Below are 23088 nucleotides of genomic sequence, written 5' to 3' on the forward strand. Positions count from 1 at the left end.
GGAGGGGGCGGAGACGGGGCCGGAAGGCCTACTCGGGCTTGATGTCGATCGAGCGCGCCAGCGCGGTCCAGCGCGCGGCGTCGCGGTTCACATAGGTCTGCACCTCGGCCGGGGCGAGGTGGAAGGGCTCGGCGCCGCGCGCCACCAGCGACTGGCCGTAGCCGGCGTCGCGCGTGCACGCCGCCACCGCCTGCCGCAGGGCCTCGACGATGGCCGGCGGGGTCTTGGCCGACACCTGCAGCGACAGCCAGAACTTCAGGTCGAGCGCGGGATAGCCGGCCTCCTTCAGCGTCGGCACCTCGGGCAGCAGCGGCGAGCGCGCGGCCGAGGTGATGGCCAGCCCCTTGAGCTTGCCGCCGCGGATCTGGCCGATGCAGGTGGTCATGCTGTCGAAGAGGAAATCCACATTGCCCGCCATCACATCGCTGCTGGCCGGCGCGCTGCCCTTGTACGGCACCGCCACCGCGGTGAAGCCCGCGGCCTTCTGCAGCAGCGCGCCGTAGATATGCGGCGAGCTGCCCGCGCCGTAGGTGGCGTAGCTGAGGTAGTTCGGGCGCTGGCGGCCGAGCCGCACCAGCTCGGCCAGGCTGTGCACGCCGAGCTTGCTCGGATGCACCACCAGCACGTTCGGCACCGCCGCCACCACGCCGATGGCGGTGAGGTCGCGCTGCGGCTGGAAGCGCAGGTCGGGGAACATCAGCGGGTTGACCGCATGCATGCCGACCGTGTTCAGCAGGAGGGTATAGCCGTCGGCATTGGCATCGAGCACGCTCTGCGTGCCCAGGTTGCCGCCGGCGCCCGGCTTGTTCTCCACCACCACCGCCTGCCCGAGGCGCTGCGCCAGCGGGATCGCGATCAGGCGCGCGACGAAATCGCCCGGCCCGCCCGCGGCGAACGGCACCACCAGCCGGATCGGCCGCGCGGGCCACTGATCGGCCAGCAGCGGTGGCGTGAGCAAGGCGGCGCCTGCGCCAGCCAGGAAGGTACGGCGGTTGAGTCCCATCTTGTCTCCTGCGAGGGTCTGTGCCCGGCTCCGCGTGCATGGCGCGGGGCTGCCGCCACTATCGCGTGCGCTGGCATATATGTCCAAGATAGGTTATTGATGCAGGGTATCGTGGATTGATATACCCACATCCGGCCGCAGCGGCCCGCACGGTGCGCGCGGCGAAGGTGCGCGGACGGGATCACGGAGACACAAGGAGACGACGATGGGAATGCCCGTGGACGTGCGCGGCCTGCGCTGCTTTCTTGCCGTGGCCGCGTCCGGCTCGATCTCGCGCGCGGCCGAGGTGCTGCACCTGGCGCAGCCGGCGCTGAGCCTGCAGATCAAGCACCTGGAAGAGGCCCTGGGCGTGGCGCTGTTCACGCGCAGCCACAAGGGCGTGGTGCCGACCGCCGCCGGCCAGCGCTTCGAGAGCCATGCCAGGGAGATCCTGAAGCGGCTCGACCTGGCCTGCGAGGACGTGCGCGATCTGGTCACCGATCCCGAGGGCCGCGTCGCCATCGGCCTGCCGCAGTCGATGGCCAAGATCCTGACCGTGCCGCTGGTGCGCGAAACCATCCGGCGCTGGCCCAAGGTGCGGCTGCAGGTGATCGAACTGAGCACCGGCTATATCCCCAGCCACCTGCTGAGCGGGCATATCGACATCGGCCTGACCTTCCAGGCCGGCAGCGGCTCCGGCCTGCTGTTCGACCACGTGGTCGACGAGGACCTGGTGCTGGTGGCGGCGCCGGGCCGCCTCGGCGCCGGCCGCGGGCGTGCAGCACCCGGTGCGCATGGTGCGCACGGTGCATCCGGCGAACCCCTGGCGGGCACCGTGCGCCTGCGCGACCTGCGGCGTTACCCGATGATCCTGCCGGCCGGCGAGCATGGCCTGCGCGCGCTGATCGACGGCTACCTGCGCACCCACGAGGTGGAACTGGACGTGCTGGCGGAAGTGAATGCCATCCCCGAACTGATCGCGCTGGCGGCGGCGGGCGTCGGCTGCACCATCCTGTCCTATGCCTCGGTCCACGCCGAGGTGCGCAACGGCTGGCTGTCGGCCGCCCGCATCAGCCACCCGGCCGTGTCGCGGCCGGTCTACCTGTGCCGCTCGGCCACCATGCCGCTGTCGATCGCGGCCTCGGCGGTGCTGGACCTGCTGGGCGAGATCGTGGCCGCGCAGATCGCCGACGGCAGCTGGCCGGCGCGCGTCGGCAGCGCGGCGCGCTGACGCCGCACGGGGGCGGGGAAGAAGACGGCGCCGCCACCCGCCCCCCGCACGGCGACGCGCGGGCCGCGCTCAGCGCGCGGCGGGCGCGCTCCGCGCCGCGGTCTTTCCCGCAGCCTCACCCGCCGCGCAGCCCCAGTCCAGGTCCTCGTGCAGGATGCGCCGGATCTCCAGGATGGCCGCGGCGGTCTCCTGCACGCTGTGCCCCGAGGGGATGATCTTTTCCGACGCCGCACCGTCCAGGTGGGCGCTGCGGTAGGGCACCACCCCGTCGTCGGAATCGGCCAGGGGCACCTTGGGGTCGCGCCGGGCGATGATGGAGTGGTAGCAGACGCGCGGCGAGATCGGCAGCGTGGCGGCGGTCTTGACGAAGGGATCGCCGGCGTTGAGGTTGTCGATGCTGCTGGGGATGCGCGGCATCTCGCCGTCGGGCCGGCCGGGGCGCGCGCCGGCCAGCGCGCGGGCCACGTCGTCGAAGCCTTCCAGCACAGTCAGCGGCAGCCGGATCAGGCTGGAGAACCAGCGCGCGATGCGGTTGCCGGCGATGTCGGTGCCGCGGTGCGGGGCGGCGATGAAGATGGCGCGCTCCACGCCCGGCAGCGGCGTGAAGCTCAACGCCGGCTCGATGCGGTCGCGGATCGCCGCCATCTTGTCGCTGTCGGCGTCGATCTCGTACTGGGTCGAGAACCAGTCCCACAGCTGCCCGCCCGACGACGACACCAGCAGCCGCGACAGCACGCCGCCCATGCTGTGGCCGATCAGCACGATGTCGTGCGAGGCCGCGGCGCGGCCCTGCGGATCGAAGTGCGCCAGCGTTTCGGTGATGGCGTGGCGGATGGTGGCCTGATTGATGGCCAGCGGCAGGTTGGTCGGGTAGTAGACCTGCCAGACCTGGAAGCGCTGGCGCAGCGTCTCGTCGCCCAGCACTTCGTTGGCCACGTTGACCCAGGCCTCGGGGCTGCTGGCCAGGCCGTGCAGCATCACGATGACACGGCGGTCCGGATCGTAGGGCTGCATCATGTACAGGTGCGGGCGGTCGATGCCGCGCCGCAGGCCCAGCAGCGTGCGCAGCGATTGCCCGGCGAAGTCCGAGCGCGCCAGCCACAGGCCGTAGCCCGCGGTGTAGTTGGCCGCCAGCGGCACCTGCTGGCCGTGCAGGGCGAAGAAGGCGTCCTTGTAGGGGTCATGCGCGCTGATGAGCACGTCGCGCGTGGTGAGCACGTCCTCGAGGTCGTCGCCGGGAAAGCGCAGCAGCAGCGTCAGCGACGGCGACGGCATCTCGCTGAAATCGCGCGTGCGGTCGCGGTGCCAGCGCGCGCCGCGCGCCGCCGTGCCGTCCTCGCTCGCGGTGTCGGGCGCCTCGCCGCGGCTGGCCGACGAGGCCACCGGGTCGTCCTCCAGCACCGCCACCAGCTCCGCGCCGAAGCCGTCGCGCCGGTAGGTGCTGCGCAGGCCCGCAAAGGACAGCGAGGCAGCCGGGATCAGCTCGCGCGGCACGGTCACCCCCTCGGGCAGGCGCAGGCCGGTGATGTCCTTGTGGATGGTCCAGGCGCCGTGGCGCATCGGCGCCGTGGATTCGGCCGTGCCCTGCGTCGTGCTGGCGCGGAACAGCGCGATGGCGGCCTCCTGTGCCGCATAGTTGTAGTAGTCGCGCACCTGGGTCTGGCGTTCCTCGAAGGCACGCTCGCCCGGTCCGCGCGCGGTGAAGAACAGGTAGGCGTAGGCGAAGCGCGCGGTCTCCAGCCAGGCGTCGATGGCAGCCGCCTGCGTGGTGCCGGCGGCGTCCGGCGCGGCCTTCGCCAGCGTCATGGCCTGCTGCAGCCACAGCTCCGACAAGGTCGCCAGGCGGCGTTCGTCGCCGAGGACGGTGGTGCGCGCCAGTGCGTCGATGCAAGCGGTCGACGGCTTGCTGCACGGCCCCTGCTCGAGCCCCGCCACCCGCAGCGTCTCCTCGCTGGCGTCGCTGAGCCGCCCGCGCGTGAGGATGTCGCCGCGCTTCTGCGCGATGAACTGGCTGGCGCTGACCGACTTCACCTCGACCATCGCGCAGCCGTCGAGCAGCGCGGCGGCGGCCACCAGCAACACCAGCAGGACACCGCGCCAGCCGGGACGGCGCAGCCGGCCCCGGGCCGGGAACGTCATGGCGGCGCCCCTCACAGCCCGGCCTCCGCCGGCGCGATGCCCGGCACGCCGCGCCGGATCGCCTGCGAGAACGGCAGCGCGGGATGCGCATCGGCCTGCAGCGCGCGCGCATTGATATGGCCCAGCGCGTGCAGGGTGGCGTAATCGAAGCCGGGTGCGAGGCCGCCCTGGTCGTAGGCATACTCGGCGAAATAGCCGGACAGCAGCAAGCGGTAGTCGAGCGGCAGCCCCGGCACGATCTGGCGGGCGAGATCGAACACGATGGTGGTGCAGTTACTGGTGAGGGTGTTGTAGAAGGCCGGCGCGCGGCGCAAGGCCTCGGCGCGCGCCATGTAGCCGAGGAAGAGCTGGCGCAGTGCCTGCGGCGAGGCCGCCAGCCGGTACAGGTAGACGTCCTCGCCGCGCGCATTGCTGCGCGTGCGCACGATGTCGCGCTCGTCGGCGGCGATGATCACCGACTCGAAGCGGCGGAAGAAACCGCCGATGGCCGAGAAACTCTCGTGCCGCTCCTTGCGGATCTCCAGCGACAGCACCACGCGCCCGCCCGCGCCGAAGTCGAAGGAAACCAGCGTGTGCGCGATCGCCGGCCCCATCCAGTACGACAGGATCAGGTCGGCCGAGCGCAGTTGCGACAGGTCATACTCGCGGGTCTCCCAGCGCGGCGTGTAGTCGGTCTCGCTGCGCCAGTCGAAGTTGCGCACATTGCGCAGCACCACGCGGTCGCCCTCGACCCGCGCCTCCAGCAGGCGCGCCACGTCGTCGGCCCAGACGCGCTCGTGCGAAGGCTTGATGGTGTGCCACCAGCCCAGCAATGCCAGCAGCGCGGCGCCGAAGGCGGCCAGCCACAAGCGCCGGGCGCGCGCACTGCGGCCCAGGCAGAGCGTGCCCAGGCAGGCCAGGCCCAGCAGCGTCCACGCGGCCACGGGCGGAACGCGCAACGCGCCGGCAGCGGGAAGCTGGAACCACAACGCCAGCGCGCCCCAGGCGGTGGCGGCGGCGACGGCTGCGGCCAGCAGCGTGCGCAGCGGCCAGGGGAGGCGGCTGTGCGGTGAGGTGTCGGGCAGGGATGGCTGAAACGGCTGGAACGGGGATCGGCTCACGAGGGTGGTTGGGATGGCGGATGGCGCATAGTGTAAAGGTTGGCCGGGAGGCACGCTGCCGTGGTGTCCGCCGCCAGCGCCGTTGCGCTGTGGGGGACGGGGAATCCCGCCTGGAGCGGAGCGCGCTGTCGGGCTGTTCTTCTACTTGACCGGCAATCTTGCTTCCTTCGGCACATAGCTGAATTCCCATTGCCGATAGGTCGACGCGGTGGCGAAGGCTGCCTGATCGTCCCGGAAGCCCGCCAGTTTGAGCGGCCGTTTCGATGACGTGCTGCGAACACCCATGATGCCGCCCCCGGGAGCGGAAACGGGCTCGAACGCGCGGCCCGTGAACGGATCCGGATAAGGCCGGCGCAGGTACCGGCGCACGACCGGGTAACGCGGGTCGCGCAGCAGATCGTCAAGTCTATCGGGGTAGGGCCGGGCGCCGGCGGGCGTACTCTCCGAGTACTGCCGGATGGCGTCACGATAGAGATTGCCCACGTACAACAGCTCGCCTTCGCGCGCGCGCTGATCCGATATCGCGGCATTGTCCAGCAGTTTGCCGAGCCCGAGCGTGATGCACAGCACCATCAGCAGCGCCCAGAAATAGGCCACGCCGCGTTGACGACGAGGGCGCGAGAGGTGGCCTACCATGCGCGGTAAGCGCTGCCATCCAGCGCGGTACCGGCCGCGCCGCTCTTCACGTCGACGATGCACTTGTCGTCCTCGCCGTCACCCATCACCGGTATCCAGCTGTCGGGGCGATTGGTGACCGGGTCGAGCGGCAGGGCGCGCAGGTAGCGGTGTTCGGTCAGCGCGCCCAATGTCTCCGGGTACCTGCCGGTGTCGCTGTAGTACTCGTCCAGCGCCCGCCGCATCACGGACAGGTTCTGCTTCAATGCGGCCTCTTTTGCGCGGTCACTCTGATGGACATAGCGTGGTGCGACGATCGACAGCAAGGTCGCGATGATGGCCAGCACGACCAGCAGCTCGATCAGTGTGAATCCGCGCAGGCGCTTCGCAGGCAATTTTCCGCTCCTCTTCCCGCTCCTCTTCCCGCTCATCTTCGCGCGCACCATTACCACTCCCGGTACGGAATGCCATTGCTCCCGGTCCTGCCGCTCAAGGAGAACACGTCGTACACGTCGGCGCCGGGTTGCGGATCGTCGGCTTCGCTGGCGTAACTGCGCGTGCCCCAGCTGTCCGCGGCGGTCACGGCGGGGGACCGGGTCATCGGATCGCGCGGAACGCGCCGCAGGAAATAGATCTTGCGGCCCTTCGGATCGCGCTGGTCGACGGCTCCGCTGACCAGCTGGTCGAGCGAGGCCGGATAGCCGGTCGAATCGAGCGAGCGTGCGATCCGTCCCTCGTCGCCCGCCCGTTTGTAGGCGTCGATCGCGGCACGGATGTCACGCAACGCCGTCTTGAGCTCGCGTTCCTTCTCGCGCTGCTGCTGCATCTTGAAGAGCGGAGTCGCGACCGACGCAATGATGGCGACCAGGGCGACCGTCACGATCATCTCGATCAGCGTGAAGCCGGAATGGTGGGATCGCTTCATCTCTCAGTCGGATATCGTCAGCGGTTTGGGCAGGGCGACGGTCCCGGCCAGTTGCGCGTTGTCGCGCTGGACTCTCAGGTTCTGCAGCGACAGGTTGACCGGGTCCTTCGAGGCCTGCCTGGCCTGGAACGTCAGCATGCCGAGCGAGCCGTCGGGCGTGGCCGCGCCGACCGTAATGTGGATGACGCCGTGCTCCTGGCGCGCATCCAGCGTCACCCCGGCGCGCGGTTCGACCTTCAGCAGCTGGATGCCCGGCTGGTCCGGCACGAGGTCGACCTGTGCGGTGTCGAAACCCGGTCCCATGGCGAGCAGGTTGATCGTGAAGGGGGTGTCCGGCGCGACTTGCGACGGCATGGCCAGATCGAAGCGGACGCCGTCGGGCTGCCCGGCGCGGGATGGGCCGCCCGCCTGCCGCGCACCGAGCGCCAGTGCAGCCGGGGACGAGGCGACGGCCGCGCCCGTCCCCGCCCCGGTCCCAGCCCCGGTCCCCGCCCCGGTCCCAGCCCCCGATGCGGAAGGCGAGGGCGCGGAGTCGACGGCAGCTTCGACCGGGCCGGGCGCGGGCAGACTGTCCGAATCGCTGTACCGCGCCGCCGGCGTCAAGCGTAGCGGACGGGTCGACACCTGCTCGGCCGTGCCGCTCGGGAACGCCTGCGCGTGGGCGTTCGGCATCGCCAGCGAGCGGGCGATATGCGGCGTGATGAGCAGCACGATCTCCGTGCGCGTGGTGGTGTCGTTGCTGTTCGAGAACAGCCGCCCCAGCAGCGGGATCTTCCCCAGCCCGGGAATGTGCGTGCCGGATTCCTGCGTGCTGTTCTGGATCAGGCCGGCCAGCACCTGGGTTTCCCCTTCGTGCAGCCGCAGCACAGTGTTCGCATTGCGCGTGCCGATCTGGTAAGCCAGCAGGCCCGTGGCCGACGAGCGGACCTCCTTGACGATATTGCTGACTTCCAGTGCCACCTTGATCGTCACGTCGTTGTCGACGTGGATTTCCGGCTCGACATCGAGCTTCAGGCCGACATCCAGGTAGTTGACCGACTCGGTGATGGCGCTGGAGGTCTGGTTGACGGTCGAGGTGATGACCGGCACCTTGTCGCCGATCATCACGCTGGCCTTCTCGCGACTGATGACGCGGATGCGCGGATTGGCCAGCGTCCGCGTGCTGCCGCTGGTCTGGCGCAGGTTCAGCACCGCCAGCGGATCCGGGAACGTCAACGGGAAACTATCCCGGTTCAGATGCCTCAGGTCGCCGATGGTCATGCTGCCGGGCACGCCTGCCGGCCCGACCATGCTTGCGCTGACGCGGTCCGGAAACTGGATGCCGAGATTGAGCAGATCGTTGGCGTTGATCTCCAGCACCTCGACATCGAGAATGACCTCCGGACTGGCGATGTCGTACAGGTTCAGCAAGCGGGCGACGGTGTCCTGCACGGTCTCGCTGTCGCGCACCACCAGCATCTTCAGGCGGCCGTCCACGTACATCGACTTCGGCGCCACGATGGTGCGCAGCATTTCCTGGACCTTCTGCGGGTCGGCGCTGTTCAGGTAATAGGAGCGGACCACCAGGTCGTCGTAGCGCTTGCGCTTCTCGTCGGTCGCCGGATAGATCAACAGCGTGGTGTCGTTCAACACCTTCTTGTCGAGCTGCGAGGTCTGCAGGACCAGGTTCAGCGCGTCGATCACCGATGTGTCGCGCGCATAGATCGTGGTGCGCAGGTCAGGACTGACGTCCTTGTCCAGCACGAAGCCGATGCCGGAGGTATGGGTCAGGATCGCCAGCACCGAGCGGATGTCGACATCCTTCAGTTCTAGCGTGACCGGCTTCTGCAGCGATTGATTGAGCGCGGGCAGCACCATCGCGGCGCGCACGGATTGCGCCTCGATCTGCTGCAGCATCGCGCCGGCCTGCCGATGCCCAGGGTTTTCCGCCAGAATGGTGCCCAGCAACTGCCGGGCGGTGGCAGCATCGCCTTTGCCGAGTGCGGTACGGGCTTCGTCCAGCTCGATGCGTTCGCGCTGTTCGCGCGCGATCAGGCGGATGCCGCGCAGTGCCTCGCTATGCTGGGGATCGTAGCGAAGCACCTGCTGATACGTGGCGAGCGCCTCGTCGATGCGGTCGTTCGCGCGCGCCGTGGTGGCCTTCTGGATCAGCTGACGCACCTGGCGGTCGCGCTCGGCGATGAATTTCATCCGGTAGCGCTGCGGATTCTCCTTGGAGGCCTGCTGCATCTGCTCCAGCCCCTGGCCGATCCGGCCATCGTCGAGCAGCTTGTTGCCCTGGCGCCAGTCGGTATAGCCGGCACAGCCGCCGAGACAGGCCACCAGCATGGCGAGACCCCACCGCCGCGGCGATCGTCGAAGCGCGCCGCGGACGGGAGCCGCTCGGAACTCAAAACGCAGCAGGATCATGCTTGTGCCTGTCAATGGACGGGTTGAATGTGGATGTCTGCCGGACTGCTGCCAAGAAAGCGTTGGCCGACTTGACCAGATGCGCCGCCGTGCGGGCTGCCGGATGGAGCGCCGCTTGCGTTGCCTCCCATCGCGATCACCTGGGTTTCGCCGGAATGCACATGCTTGAGCGTGATGTGCGCGGACGAAATCGCCTGGATCGCCCAACTGCCATGCAGCAGGTCACCGGCCTTCAGCACGAGCGGTTCGCCGCCGCCGGACGCAAGAAAGACCTGTGTCTTGCCGTCCCGGATGATGCGGCCGAGATACACGATGTCCGGCGCAGCGGGTTCGGATGCAAGCGGAGCCGCTGGCAGCGGCGGCGCATCGTCCGGACCGGCCGGAGCCAACGGCGGCGGTGCGGATGGCCCGGATTCGGCTGGCGGCGCCGGAGGCGCGACGGGCTCGGGCAGTTGGGGTCGAAGCCAGGGCGGGTCGGATTGGGCTGGCTGTACCGGCGTGGGCAGGCGGATGCCGCCGGCCGGGCTGCCGGTCCATGCTGTCAGGATCGGGAGTTCGACCGGGGGCGGCCGCAGCAGGGCGACGGCCGTGCCGACCAGTGTGATGGCCAGCGCAAGCTGCACGGGTCTGGAGATGGTCAGCTTCATGCGGCCACCCTCACTCCGCCTGCCAGCGGTAGTACAGGTGGATCTCCAGCGCTTGATCGACCTTCAGCGATCCATCCGTGGCTTTTGCATAGGCGAGGCGGGCGATCGACAGATTCGGAAACGCGTTGAGCATGGCCTGCAGGAAGCTGCGCAGTGGCAGGTCTTGCCCTTGGGCGTCCATGCGCAGGACGAGGCGCTGGATCGGCAAGCCCGTCAACGGCTCATAGCGGTAATCGACACGGGCGACGACCACGCCGTGCTGGTCCGCGAGGAGGTTCAATGCGCGCAACTGGCCCGGGTACGCGTCGAATGCCGGCAAGGTGGCTGCATATTCCTTGGCGATCTGGCGCGGTCCGGCCTGCGCGGCCTTCGCGGTGCTCGGCCGTTCCCGTCCGGGTTCTGGCACCGAAGCCAGTTGCTTTGCCAACTGTCTTGTTTCACGGAGCAAGGGATAGTCGATCGCGAGGATCAATGACACCCAAAGCGTCAGCAGGCCCGCGATGACCAGATGGTGCGGCCCGATCCGGCCCCACACCCAGTTACCGCGCCAGGACACCACGTGCAGCACGTGTCGACGGTTCACAGCCCCCTCCATTCCGCAAGCAGCGAAAAAGACAGGGTCGGCGGCAGCGCACCGGACGATCCCGGCCCGCCCGGCAGGGGCGCAATGGAATGCTGGCCGGGCGGCGGGCTCGCATCGCCGTTCCGGGCCTGGCTGACCAACTGCACCGAAGACCAGGCGGGATCCTGATGCAAGGCCGTGACCAGCTCGAACACGCTTTGCGTCTGATCGGCGACGCCGCGGATATGCACACGGCGGATCGCACCGCTATCTGGCTCCAGCGTGAGCAGATCGACGCCCGCCGGCGTGGCGGCACGCAGGCTGTCCAGCATGTCCATCCACGGGTAGTGCATCTCGGCAAAGACGGTTTCGAGCGCCGCCGGGACGGCGGGTGCCGCCGGGCGCTGCTGCATTGCGGCGCGGCGTGCCAGGCGGGCGGCGCGTTCGACCATGTCTTGGCGCTGCGTGAGCAAGGCGTCGCGCCACCATAGCGCGTGGAGGCAGCCAGCGAGCGCGATGACGCCCACGGCAAGCCATGGCCCGCTCCAGCGCGATCGATCGGCGAAATTCCAGTGCAGACGCCCCATTCACACCCCGCAGAGCGCGTAGGCCAGGCGCGGATCGTCGTCCGGCGCGAAGCCGTCGAGCACCAGCACGTCGCCGCCGGGGGCGGCCGGGTGGCGCGCCGGGAATACCCAGGTCGTCTCCTCCGGCGTTGCCGGTGGCCGCGTGTCGGAACAGGGCTGAAGCGAGAAGCTTGTGATGTGGCCGTGCGCGAAGCCGATGCGCAGCAGGCGCGGTCCCTCGACGAGCGCGAGTACGCCTGTGTCGTGTTTCCAGCGCGCACGGAAGCGGTTCCACACGACACTCAGGGCGGGCTCGATCCGCGTGGTCCGGCAACCCCGGCGCCGGGCAAAGGCAGTCAGCTCGCGGATGATGTCGTTGGTCAGCAGCGCGGCGAGGCAAGGCTGCCCGAACGCGAGGGGCGAATAGCGGAGCTGGTAGCCGGCAAACGGCGTGCCGCCGGCACCCTGCTGGGCAAAGAGCGCACCGGCCAGCGATCGGCAGAACGCATCGCTCGCCAGCCGCGGGTCCCAGGGCAGGAGCAGGTAGCGCACGTGCTCGATGCCGATGATCCAGTCGATGTCCGCGCGTGCCGGATGCGCTTCCAGCCAGCTTTCCAGCGCTGCCAGCTGGTTCGGCAGATCGGACACGCCGGTGCCCCCGCTCAGGATCGCCTTGTCCTGCACCGACGAATGGAAGCGGCCCGCGCTCCGGCACACGGCCAGCGCGCCGTGTCCGAGATAGACGCGCAAACGCTGCGGCCGCGCCGCGCTGGCCGCCTGGTTGCCAATCGCGTGGCCGATCGAATAGCCGATCGAATGGCCGATCGAATGGCCGATCGAATGGCCGAGCCGGGCGATCCGCCGTGCCGCCGGCTTAATCGGCAAACGTGACACGATTGATCTCTTCCAAGGTGGTCTGCCCCTGCTTCACGGCTTCGATGGCCTGCTCGCGCATCGCGCGCAGGCCGCGCCGGCGCGCCATCTCCTTCAGCTGGCCGGTCGGCGCCTGCTGCAGGATGGCTTCGCGCAGATCGTCATCGAGCACCAGCACTTCGGCCAGCGCGCGGCGGCCACGATAGCCGCTGCCGCGGCAATTCGCACAGCCGGACCCCTTCAGCAGCTGGCCGTCCGCCAGTTGTTCGCGCGTGACGCGCGAATCGTGCAACGATGCCTCGTCCGGCACGAAGGGCGCCGCGCAGTGCGTGCAGATCAAGCGGACCAGGCGCTGGGCAACGATCCCGTTCAGGGCCGTCACGAAGCTGTACGGATCGATCTGCATATGCCGGAAGCGGCTCAGCACGTCGAACACGTTGTTGGCATGGACGGTGGTGTAGACCACGTGCCCGGTCAGCGCCGCCTGAATGGCGATCTCCGCCGTTTCGCGGTCACGGATCTCGCCGACCAGGATCCGGTCCGGGTCGTGCCGCAGGATAGAGCGCAGTCCGCGCGCGAACGTCAGGCCCTTCTTTTCGTTGACCGGAATCTGCAGGATGTCGTCGAGCTGGTACTCGACGGGATCCTCGATCGTGATGATCTTGTCGTCGCCACGCTTGATCTCGGAGAGCGTGGCATACAGCGTGGTCGTCTTGCCGGAGCCGGTGGGGCCGGTGACGAGCAACATCCCGTATGGATGATTGGCGAGGCGGCGCATCACCTCGCGCGTGGGCGTGTCGATCCCGAGCAGGTCCAGATTCAACTGCGCCATATCCGTCGTCAGCGATTGGCGGTCGAGAATGCGCAAGACCGCGTCTTCGCCGAACAGGCCTGGCATGATCGAGACGCGGAAATCGACCTCGCGCGAGTGGATCGACACGGAAAACCGGCCGTCCTGCGGAATGCGCTGCTCGCCGATGTCCAGTTCGGCCATGACCTTCAGGCGCGAGATGACCTGTTCGGCCATGTCGGCATCGCTCAGCACGCGAGCGGTCGAGATGACGCCATCGATGCGATAGCGGATCGACAGCCCGCGCAGCGAGTTCTCGAAATGAATATCGGACACCCGGTTGCGGTGCGCGTCGTACAGCGTCGAGTTCACCAGGCGCACGACCTGGCTGTCGTCGCTGGCGATCGAGGCAAGGGAAATCTCCTGCGCGCCGTTCGCGCCGTCGGCGGCATGGTCCAGCCGGATCAACTGGGAGAGCGTCTCCTGGTCGCTGCCGAAACGGGCCAGCAATGCCTTCAGCTCGAGCGGATGCGCAAAGGCCAGATCGAAATAGCCGGACAGCCGGTAGCTTGCCAGCGAGACCAGGGCGGTATTCCACGGATCGTCGCAGACCAGGATGCGATGGCTTTCGCCATTACCATCATCAGCAGCAGCAGCACGATCGCCATCGTGCAGCACCGCGCAATTCTGCTGAAGGCACTCGGCGTAACTGAAGCCGGAAAAGTCCGGCGTCATGGCTTCCATCTGCGCGAGCCGCAGCACGGCCATGCGGCTTTCGCCGGCGACCAGCGCCAGCATGTCGTCGGCCGGCAGGCCGCCGACCTTCTCGAGCGCGCACAGCAAAGGCTCGCCCTCCGTGCGGGCCAGCGACCGGGCCTGGGCGAGCAGGGCGGCGGTTGGTGTCGGGGGCGTTGGCGTCATTGGCGTCATTGGCGTCGCTGGCCTTCGCGCGCGGCTCATTGCAGGTTCCCCGCCAGGTCGAACACCGGCAGATAGAGCAGCACGACGATCGTGCCGATTCCCAACCCCATCACCAGCATCAGGAGCGGCTCCACCAGCCGGGCGAATCGCTCGATCCACTGCGTGATCTCCCGTTCATGGAACATCGCGGCCTGTTCGAGCATGCCGGCGATCTGGCCGTTGCGCTCACCTGCGCGCAGCAGGCGCAGCGCAACAGTGGTCATCAGCTGCTCCTGCGCCAGGCTCTCGCTCACCTTCCTGCCCTGCGCGATGCGGGCCATCGCGCGCGTCAATCCATCCTGAAGCGGCAGCGGCAGCAGTTCCCGGGTCATGTCGAGCGACGGCAGCAGGGCGACACCGCCCTGCAGCAGCATGCCGAGCGAACGATAGAAGCGGGCGAGCTGCATGAGCGTCAGCGTCTCGCCGATCCAGCCGATCCGCGCGAACAGCGCCAGGCATCGTTGTTGCACGGCGGGGCGTACCAGCAGGGTGGCCGCTGCCACGAGCAGGCCGAGCAGGCAGCCGAGGGAGGCGAGCGTATGGTCGCTGACAAAGAGCCCGATCTTCAGCAGCCACGCGGAGAGCACAGGCAGATCGGCCGGCGTCATCCCTTCGTAGACATGGGCGAAGCGCGGCGCGAGAAACCAGACCAGGAAGAAGGCGACGATGGTGCCTGTCAGCATCAGCAGCGCGGGATAGAGCGAGGCGGAAATCAGCTTCTGCCGGACGACGCTGACCTGCGCGTGGTACTGCAGGTAGCGCTCCAGCGCCTCCGCCATGCTGCCCGTCTGCTCGCTGGCGGCCATCATGGCAATGAACAGCGGGGAAAAGCACGCCGGATGCATGGCCAGGGCGGTCGAAAAAGACTTGCCCTCCTGCATCAGGCGCACGAGGTCGGGCAGCACATAGTGGCCCTGTTCTTCCGCGGCCGAGGCGTGCTGGTGGCGCCAGCGTTCATCCAGCGTCTCCAGCGCTTCGGTCAGGGACAGCCCCGCGCGCAGCAGCGCCAGCAGTTCATGGACGAACAGAGACAGGTCGAAGCGCTTGCCGCGCAAGAGGTCACGCAGGGAGGTGCGCGAGAGCGCGGCGCCCGCTTCACCGGACCGCGCGGCGCTGACGTCGACAATCTGCACGCCGGCCTGACCGGCGCGGCGCACGGCCTCCTGTTGCGCGTCGTGTCGATTGGCAGCCTGCAGATCGAACTGCTGCAATCGGCCACGTGCGTTCAAACCAAGCAATACGAATTTCGGCACAGTGCAGGGCGCCCCGTCGAGACAAGCGTCTGGAGAAAACGGCGGACTCAGTTGCGGATCCGCGGCGAGGCCGGTGCGTTCCGGCCCGGACCGTCCGACACGATGTCGTAATCACCACCGTGTGCCCCAGGGAAGGTGTAGCGGTACGGCTTGCCCCAGGGATCATCCGGGACGGCCTTCTTCAGGTAGGGACCGCTCCAGCCGGGCGTGCCGTCGGCCGGCGGCGTGGTCAGCAAGGCGAGCCCTTCCTGGGTGGTCGGGTAACGGCCGATGTCGAGCCTGAGCTGGTCCACGGCCTTGCTCAGCACATCGATCTGCGCCTTCGCCGTTGTTTCCTTGGATTTATCGACATTGGCAAAGAGCCGCGGACCGACGATGCCCGCGAGCAGGCCGATGATGACCAGTACCACCAGAAGCTCGAGCAAGGTAAAGCCGGCATGGCGCCCGATCGGCACGGCTTTGTCTTTCGGGAAGCGTTGGATGGCTGACAGGGGGCCGACAGTCGTCGCCAAGGTTCGACAGGCTTGTTCATGTATCGCACGGCGCATCATGTAAAGCCCTTTTGGCGATTTCTATGGTGTTCGAGACGCATGCATGATGTCTCGCCAGAAAAAATGTCGGCACACTCGACATGTCGGCAAGCATGGTTCCACGAATTGTGCGGTAACTAGAATCAGCAAATTCCCAAGGGTGGCGCGGAAAAATAAGATTAAAGACAAACCATTGAACTGCCGCCGATTTCTGGATTGAAAGACAGGTGATCGTTTGATAGCCTCCGCGCAGCGTCGCAATGTATGGATCACAACAGTCATCGTAGGTGACAGCAGGCAATCGAAGGTAATTGCAGGCTGAGCAGCAATCCAACGCAAGAAGTAAAAGAAAAAGGACGTATTGCCATGCAGGGATTTGTCGAATCATCGAGGGGCCAATCGATCAAGCAGTCCGGTGCGGTTCAGGCCGGCACTACACGGGCTAGACGCCTCAATCTGCGGTTTGCTTTGCATTTCGCATTGGGCGCCGCCATTTTCGCCTTGTCGCCTTTGGCCCATTCGGCGAACTCGGTCGAATACACGTACGACCCGCTAGGGCGCCTGGCCAAGGTTGTCTACAACGTCGGAAACAAAAAGACGACCATCACCTACAGCTACGACGCGGCGGGCAACCGGACCAGCGTCGTCAGCACCAGCCCGTAACTGACGTTTTCCGCATTCGCCGCGCACGGAAACGCTTCGCAGCACGCGTGACGGCCCATCCTCATTGACGGGCGGGCTCGCGCACCCAGTCTGAACGAGCGGTCCTTGTCGACCAACGCCCTTGTCGTATCGCAACAGGGGCGGGGCAGCGTGCGCGCCGGATTTTCACATCGCTTAAGACCCATCCCTATCTCCGAGGAACCTTCGATGGTTGACGATGTACTCCGAGGCAAGCAGGCCGTGCAACGAGGCGGCGCCGATCGCGTATCCCGATCCGGTTGTGCAAAGGTGCTGACGGCGCTCGCCGGTGCGCTGACGCTGTATCTCGGCGCTGCCGAAGCCGGCAACGTCCAATTTTCTACAAAGGCCCCCGCGGCAGCGGAGCGGGCGCCTGCGACCAGCGCGACAGCCGCCCAGGGAGCGCCGATTCGCCGTGGTCGCGAGGCTGACCCGCAGGGCAAGGCGAGCAGGCTGACGCCAGGAGAGGAGTTCGCGCCGCAGCCGAACGTGCTCTGGGCACGGATGTCACTGGTGACGGCCGAGGCGGCCATGGCGCACGATGCCAAGGCCGCGGCCATGTTGCCGGCAAACCTCAATGCGGGCGGCGCGATCGAAACGTTGCCGAAGCTCAACCTGAAGCGCAGCAGAGCCGCTGCAAGCGGTGTCGAAAGCGTCAACCTGCCGAACTCCCCGGAGCCGAAGGAAACCGAGCGCAGCATGCGGTCGGGCGGCACCCGCGCGGCCGGCGACGACAATGTCGTGGCCCACATCGCGCCAGCCGGGCCGGCATCGCTCGATGAACTCGCGCGTGCGCTCCGCCATCATCCGGATCTGATCTACCAGTACGTTCGCAACAATATCGAACTCGATCCGGTGCGCGGCATCCACAAGGGTGCACAGGGCGCGGTACTCGACAACTACGGCAGCCCAGCCGACCAGGCGCAGTTGATGGCGTCGCTGCTGCGCATCTCGGGCTACGACACGCGCATCGTGCGCGGCGCGATCAAGCTCAACGCCCAGCAGTTCGCGGACTGGTTCGGGGTGCCGACCGGCGATGTCTGCGCGGTCCGGAACCTGATGGCGCAGACCCAGATTCCAGTCCACGAAATCAACGCCACGCAAGCGGTCAGTTGCCCCAAGACGAGTGCGCCACTGGCCAACATTTCGATCGAGCACGTCTGGCTCAAGGCCAATATCGGTGGCACGTGGTACACGTTCGATCCGAGCTACAAGCCGCACACTATCAAGCCAGGTATCGACCTGAGCGCGGCGGCGGGTTACAACGCCGCGACCTTCCTGCAAAACGCCAAGTCCGGCGCCACCGTGACGCCGGACCAGGTCCGTGGCCTGAATCGCAACAACATCCGAGCGGATCTCTCGAGCGTGTCGATGAACCTGGCCGACTGGATCCGCAAGAACAAGCCGACGGCGACGCTGAGCGACATTATTGGCGGCAAGTCCATCGTTCCCTTCTATGCGGGCGCGCTGCGGCAGACCCGGAACCCGCTGGCCGATACGAGCCGGAGCCAGGACGAATGGACCGAGATTCCGGCGGAGTTCAAGCCGACGGTACGCGTGCAGTATCAGGGCATCGACCAGACCTTCACCTCCGATGCGATCTACGGCAAACGGCTGACGATCACTTATAACACCGCAAATCAACCGGTGCTCAGGCTCGATGGTCAGGCCATCGGCGCCCCCGGGACTGCAGTGGCGCCCGGCGCGAACAGTGTCGTGAGATTCGTCGTCACGCATCACGCCTATCGCAACGAATTCGCGAACCATGCGTTCGAGCAGCGCATCACGGGCGGCGGCACGTATCTGATCGTGAACGGCTGGGGTCCGGCCGGGCGGGGATTGTCCCAGTACTACCTGAAGAATCTGGAGGAGCTTCGGGCGGCAGGCCATGCCGATACGAGCGAGGCAATACTCGGTGCGAGCCTGGGCGTGATGGGTTCGCAGTGGGTATCGCAGACGATGCTCAGCGCGTCGATCACGGACCGCCTGGCCAATGTCTATACGGTACAGCAGCACCAGGTCGGGATCGCGGGCTATACCGATGGCCCCTATGTCGATCTGCCGAGCAATGTGAGTTCGCCGGCACAGATGGCACGTGATATGAGTCTTGAGCAGGCGGCATTCGACAGCTACGCGATGCATCAGTCGATTCTCGAATCGACTGCGGTCAACCAGACCTCGGGCGTTTCGGCCGTCTCGACCGTGAAGCTGCTGGACCTGGCCATGAGCGAGGGACAGACGATCTACAAGGCCACCAAGGGGAACTACGCGAGCGTTCAGCGTTCACTGTCAAATTGCCAGCGACATCTTGGCAATTTCCAGGATTACGTGAACAAGGGTAACGAGTTGCTACTTCCCGCGAACTGCGAGTTGGTCGAGAACCAATGGAAGGGCGCGGGTTACTTCGTACGCGGGCATGGGGAGCAGTATGAGCTCGGGTCGATCATCTCCGGCGGGTACTCGGGCGGGTACTTCACCAAGCCGGTGCCGGCGCCGACCTACAACCTCAACACGATCAGCAATTCAAAGGCGCCATTCAACCAGATCGGGCATTTCGGGCCTGGGACGTTGTTCGGCGATCCTATCGATATGGTGCACGGCAATTTCCTGTACGAGCATCAGGATATCAAGACAGGCTATGGCGAGGGCGCGGGGGCGCTGAGATTCCGGCGCTTCTACAGCAGCGGCATGAGTGGGCAGACGGGGCCGCTCGGCAGGGGCTGGACGCACAACTATGACATGAGCATTCGCACGGCGTCCGATGGTTTCCTCGGCCTGGGCGACCGGCTCGCACTCGACGCGGTCGGTACGATCATGGAGCACCGGGCCTCGCTGGATCTGCTGAATGATCCTGCGATGCCGGCGGACAAATTCCTCATCGCTGTGATGGCGAAACGCTGGTTTGGCGATGGGCTGACGAACAACACGAAGATCGTCAAGCGAGGCTTGAATAGTGACGTGTTCGTGCGTTTGCCATCTCAACTCAGCAGAGCGTTCTTTAGTTCCCCGCCTGGAAAGGCAGCCTACTTGTTCGAGGGAAACAACGGCTGGACCTACAGAACGTACGCCAAGGAAGGCGCTGGAACCCACGTATTTCCTTGGTATGACGGAAAGGTCAAGCAATTTATCGATATCAGCGGCGAGACCATCGATTTCACCTGGGATGGCGACCAGTTGACGCGCGTGGAGAACAGCGCCGGCCGGCGCTTGGCCTTCTCCTATGCGAATGGGCGCCTCCAGAGCGTCAGCAGTCCGCAGAAGACGGTGCGGTATGCGTACGACGGCAACGCCAACCTGATCAGCGCGGTGGATCCGGATGGTCTCCCGACGCGTTTCGAATATGACAAACCGGGCCGGATGACAAAGTTCTTCGAGCCGAGCTTTCCGACGGTACCGGTCGTGACCAATACCTACGACACGCTCGGGCGGGTGCGTACCCAGACCAGCGCGGCGGGCAATCTGTTCCAGTATTACTTTGCCGGATCGCGCACGGAGGAACTTGGCCCGGGCGGGACCGCGCGTACCAACTATATCGACGGAGAAGGAAATCTGCTGCGGATCGGAGACCCGGTCGGCAACTGGACGGTGAGGGACTACGACGGTCAAAACCGCCTGGTACGCGAAACAAAGCCGGAAGGAAACCGCACGGAGCATACGTACGACGACCGGAGTTGTACGCTTTTGGAGGCCAGGTGCACACACAACGTGGCAACGGTTTCCCGCGTTCCGCGCGCGGGTTCGGCCGAACCAGTTCTGACGCAAAGGTTCACATATGAACCTAGCCATGGTTTGCCATTGACTTCGGTCGATGCACGAGGCTTGACGACTTCATATGAATACCACACGTCGTATGACTACCGCGTGCCAAAGTACGTCATCCAATTGACGAAAGTCATACGTCCTGCCGTAGGCGGTGTGGCTCCCGTTACGGAAACGACTTACGAAGAAGTCACGCCAGCCGGAAAGGGAAGCTATCTGCGCCCGATTCGCGTGACGGAGAAGATCGATGGCAAACGCAGTGTCTCCACTGCCATCAGCTACGCGGCGGATGGCACGCCTGCAGTTACGACTCAAGATGCGTTCGGACAGAAGATCAGGACCGTCACGGCCTATGACAGCGAAGGCCGGCTGACTTCAAGTCAGCGCGATGGCGCGCCGCGGATCGAGTACTTCTATGACAAGCGGGACAACGTCATCCGCACGAATGCGAATCTGCTTGGCGCATACGAGACGATCGAGTATGACCACAACAATCGTGAGGTACGTCGTAGTGCATACGTTGACAACAATCGGATGGTTACGTGCAAGCGCTACAACGCGATGGGCGACGTGGTGCGCTCTTGGGGGCCTGCGTTGCAGCTTTCCGGTGCGGTGTCTTGTCCCTCCGAGGCTGCACCGACGCCGATCACCGACACGGCTTATGACGACCACCACCGACCGGTGCGGGTCACGCAGTTCCTGCCTGCAGCCGATGGCGGCAATCGGGTCACGGAGACCGTCTACAACGCCGACGACAGCGTCAAGAGCGTGCGCAAGGCCGTGGGCACGGGTCTGCAGCAGAACTATGTGAGCTACGTCTACAACCCGAACGGCACGGTCGCGCTGACGACCGATGCGAAGGGCAATACGACCGTCAACCTGTACGACGGACACGATCGCCTCTATCGCACGCACTATCCGCTGGAGGGCTCGCCGGGTCAGGGCGACTTGAACAACTACGAGCAGTACACGTGGGATGCTAACAGCAACCTGATCGCACTGCGCAAACGTGATGGCCAGACCGTAACGCAGACCTTCGACGCCTTGAACCGTCTGAGCGCACGCGCCTTCCCAGGGGGCGTGGGCAACGTGCAGTACAGCTACGACCTGCGTGGCCTGAAAACCGCGTCGCAGTTCAGCAACGGCAGCCACACGATCACCAACGTCTACGACGCGCTGGGGCAATTGACGCAGACCAGTGCTGGCGGCCGGACGCTGCGTTACAGCTATGACGCCGCTGGCAACGTGACCGACGTTGCCTGGCCGGACGGTTTCCATGTGTCGACCACGTATGACAAGGCTGGCCGCCCGTTGGAGTTGCTGGAAAACGGCACGGTGAGCCTGGCGAAGTACAGCTATGACGCGCTCAACCGTCGAGCGGAGGTGAACTTTGGCAATGGCACGTTCAGCGAGTTCTTCTACGACAGCCTGGGGCGGATGTGGCGCAAGGACCACTGGTTCACGAACCGCGTCGAGGACTGGATCGCCATCTTCATGCGCAACCAGCTGGGAGAGATCACGTATGTGAACGTAACGAACGACCGCTATGTCTGGAAGCCATCGACGGGAACCAGCACCTATACAGCCAACGGACTGAACCAGTACCGCACGGCCGGCGGCAAGGCGATGACGTATGACCGCAACGGCAATCTGACCGGCGACGGCACCTGGACGTACGCGTACGACCTGGACAACCGCCTGCGGACAGCCACGCGCGCGGGCACGAGCGCCACGCTGGACTACGACCCGGAAGGCCGGATGCTCCGGACCACGATCAACGGCACGGCGACGACGCTGCTGTACAACGGGCGGGAACTGGCCGCGGAATACGACGCCGCCGGCGCGCTGGCCCGCCGCTATGTGTTCGGCCCGGGCATCGACGAGCCGCTGGTGCAGTACGAAGGCCCGGGCACGGCCTCCAAGAGCTGGCTGTACGCCGACCACCAGGGCAGCATCGTCGCGCAGACGAACCGCAGCGGCGCGACGACGAGCAGCCAGGCGTACGGGCCGTTCGGGGAGACCGAGGGCACGCCGGCGTCCCGCTTTGGCTATACGGGGCAGCAGTACCTGGCGCCGCTCGGGTTGTACTATTACAAGGCGCGGATGTATTCGCCGGTGCTGGGGCGCTTCCTGCAGACGGATCCGATCGGGTACAAGGATGACCTGAATTGGTATGCGTATGTGGGGAACAACCCGATCAACTTTGCCGATCCGATGGGGCTGGCGGCAACGACGGGGGATTTCTCGCAGGGGTTGTCGTTCAAGCCGGTCGCTGACGGTCCTCGTACGCTGGTTGCTGCTCTGCCACTGGCGCCGCTTCTCGCTGTGGGGTTGATCGCGACTGATATAGCGACAAGCGACGTGCCGATGATTGGCGGGGGGATCGGCAAGGGGATTGGGGCTACGGCAAACGTACTCAAGCTCAACGCTGCGCAGGCTAAGAACGTTGACCGCTTTACAAGTAAGCTGCCTTCTAATGCTAAGGATAGCGTTGCATTGAAGGCGCTCCCAAATGACGGCGTAGCTGCTCAAGCGATGTCACCGGGGCGAGTGCCGGGATCTTCAGCGGTATATGAGAAGCAGATCGATGCTGCTGGCGTGACTACACAGTACACCAAAACTACTTACGACCCAGCAGGGAAAATTGTCCATGTGAAGGATAAAATCACAGGAGGCGTGTACCCATGAACAAGAATCGTTTGGATACGGTCAGAGCATTGGTTGAGCTTTCATTTCCATTGGATGAGATTGAATCCCGCCTTCGAGAATTTGATTGGGATTTTGAAGGGGAGGCAATCGAATTGAGTCGTGCACATTTGATTGATGTGCTCAGGCGGTACCTAAGTCGAGAGTTGTCGGTGAGTGATGTGGAGCGATGGGCTAATTTAATTGAGGGGCGGGAAGATATTGCCCTTGAAAAGAGATCGGAGGAGAAGCTTGATGAGGTTTTGTATGAACTTGCTAATCCAGCTTTAATGGTTCCACTGGATGAATCTCATGCCAGTGCCATCATTGAGGCTCTGTCCAAGTAGTTAGATACGCCATGACAGCAGGGCAGTATCGTTG

Annotated in this window: 18 protein-coding genes; 4 read left to right on the top strand and 14 right to left on the bottom strand. The window is 65.8% G+C overall.

What is annotated here, in order from left to right; translation table 11 throughout:
- Positions 1-28: 28 nt before the first annotated feature.
- Entirely contained in the window at positions 29-1003 is a 975-nt protein-coding gene (locus BKK81_RS01885) for a Bug family tripartite tricarboxylate transporter substrate binding protein (protein WP_071010516.1), read from the bottom strand.
- Between the two features lie 211 nt (positions 1004-1214).
- Between BKK81_RS01885 and BKK81_RS01890 the strand changes: the two genes are divergently transcribed.
- The gene (locus tag BKK81_RS01890) at positions 1215-2213 is read left to right on the top strand and encodes a LysR family transcriptional regulator (protein WP_071010517.1); all 999 of its coding nucleotides are present in this window, start codon (positions 1215-1217) and stop codon (positions 2211-2213) included.
- A 69-nt stretch (positions 2214-2282) separates the two neighbouring features.
- On the opposite strand, the gene BKK81_RS01895 is transcribed toward BKK81_RS01890, so the two are convergent.
- The 13 genes from BKK81_RS01895 to gspG all read right to left on the bottom strand — a co-directional run bounded on the left by BKK81_RS01895 (position 2283) and on the right by gspG (position 15534).
- Positions 2283-4352 (bottom strand): esterase/lipase family protein, encoded by a 2070-nt coding sequence (locus BKK81_RS01895; RefSeq protein WP_157903133.1) that lies wholly within the window; start codon positions 4350-4352, stop codon positions 2283-2285.
- 11 nt (positions 4353-4363) lie between these two features.
- Entirely contained in the window at positions 4364-5368 is a 1005-nt protein-coding gene (locus tag BKK81_RS01900; protein WP_442873395.1) for an Lnb N-terminal periplasmic domain-containing protein, read from the bottom strand.
- Between the two features lie 225 nt (positions 5369-5593).
- Entirely contained in the window at positions 5594-6049 is a 456-nt protein-coding gene (locus tag BKK81_RS01905; protein ID WP_083383870.1) for a hypothetical protein, read from the bottom strand.
- 32 nt (positions 6050-6081) lie between these two features.
- Positions 6082-6462: a type II secretion system protein gene (locus BKK81_RS01910; protein WP_335582953.1), complete on the bottom strand. Its 381-nt coding sequence runs from the start codon at positions 6460-6462 to the stop codon at positions 6082-6084.
- Between the two features lie 50 nt (positions 6463-6512).
- Positions 6513-6992 (bottom strand): type II secretion system protein, encoded by a 480-nt coding sequence (locus BKK81_RS01915; RefSeq protein WP_071010519.1) that lies wholly within the window; start codon positions 6990-6992, stop codon positions 6513-6515.
- A gap of 3 nt (positions 6993-6995) precedes the next feature.
- Positions 6996-9320 (bottom strand): tetratricopeptide repeat protein, encoded by a 2325-nt coding sequence (locus BKK81_RS01920; protein WP_071010520.1) that lies wholly within the window; start codon positions 9318-9320, stop codon positions 6996-6998.
- Between the two features lie 92 nt (positions 9321-9412).
- Positions 9413-10048 (bottom strand): hypothetical protein, encoded by a 636-nt coding sequence (locus BKK81_RS01925; RefSeq protein WP_071010521.1) that lies wholly within the window; start codon positions 10046-10048, stop codon positions 9413-9415.
- A 10-nt stretch (positions 10049-10058) separates the two neighbouring features.
- Positions 10059-10631 (bottom strand): hypothetical protein, encoded by a 573-nt coding sequence (locus BKK81_RS01930; RefSeq protein WP_156811076.1) that lies wholly within the window; start codon positions 10629-10631, stop codon positions 10059-10061.
- Positions 10628-11197 (bottom strand): PilN domain-containing protein, encoded by a 570-nt coding sequence (locus BKK81_RS01935; RefSeq protein ID WP_071068467.1) that lies wholly within the window; start codon positions 11195-11197, stop codon positions 10628-10630. Before BKK81_RS01935 ends, BKK81_RS01930 begins: the two co-directional genes overlap by 4 nt.
- Positions 11198-12070, bottom strand: coding sequence for a hypothetical protein (locus BKK81_RS01940; protein ID WP_156811078.1), 873 nt, complete (start codon positions 12068-12070; stop codon positions 11198-11200).
- The gene (locus tag BKK81_RS01945; protein WP_231907959.1) at positions 12051-13799 is read right to left on the bottom strand and encodes a GspE/PulE family protein; all 1749 of its coding nucleotides are present in this window, start codon (positions 13797-13799) and stop codon (positions 12051-12053) included. The genes BKK81_RS01940 and BKK81_RS01945 overlap by 20 nt, the downstream gene beginning before the upstream one ends.
- On the bottom strand, positions 13796-15010 hold the full coding sequence (locus tag BKK81_RS01950; RefSeq protein ID WP_156811080.1) for a type II secretion system F family protein: 1215 nt from the start codon (positions 15008-15010) through the stop codon (positions 13796-13798). Before BKK81_RS01950 ends, BKK81_RS01945 begins: the two co-directional genes overlap by 4 nt.
- 89 nt (positions 15011-15099) lie before the next feature.
- Positions 15100-15534 (bottom strand): type II secretion system major pseudopilin GspG, encoded by a 435-nt coding sequence (gene gspG / locus BKK81_RS01955; RefSeq protein WP_231908012.1) that lies wholly within the window; start codon positions 15532-15534, stop codon positions 15100-15102.
- A gap of 414 nt (positions 15535-15948) precedes the next feature.
- Here gspG and BKK81_RS01960 point away from each other — a divergent pair, with 414 nt between their 5' ends.
- The 3 genes from BKK81_RS01960 (at position 15949) to BKK81_RS35070 (ending at position 23054) form a co-directional block, all read left to right on the top strand.
- The gene (locus BKK81_RS01960) at positions 15949-16245 is read left to right on the top strand and encodes an RHS repeat domain-containing protein (protein WP_197523941.1); all 297 of its coding nucleotides are present in this window, start codon (positions 15949-15951) and stop codon (positions 16243-16245) included.
- Positions 16246-16452: 207 nt separating this feature from the next.
- Entirely contained in the window at positions 16453-22710 is a 6258-nt protein-coding gene (locus tag BKK81_RS01965; protein ID WP_083383873.1) for an RHS repeat-associated core domain-containing protein, read from the top strand.
- Positions 22707-23054, top strand: coding sequence for a hypothetical protein (locus BKK81_RS35070; protein WP_156811082.1), 348 nt, complete (start codon positions 22707-22709; stop codon positions 23052-23054). Before BKK81_RS01965 ends, BKK81_RS35070 begins: the two co-directional genes overlap by 4 nt.
- The last annotated feature ends 34 nt before the right edge of the window (positions 23055-23088 follow it).

The sequence above is a fragment of the Cupriavidus sp. USMAHM13 genome (assembly GCF_001854285.1).
Lineage (GTDB): Bacteria > Pseudomonadota > Gammaproteobacteria > Burkholderiales > Burkholderiaceae > Cupriavidus > Cupriavidus malaysiensis.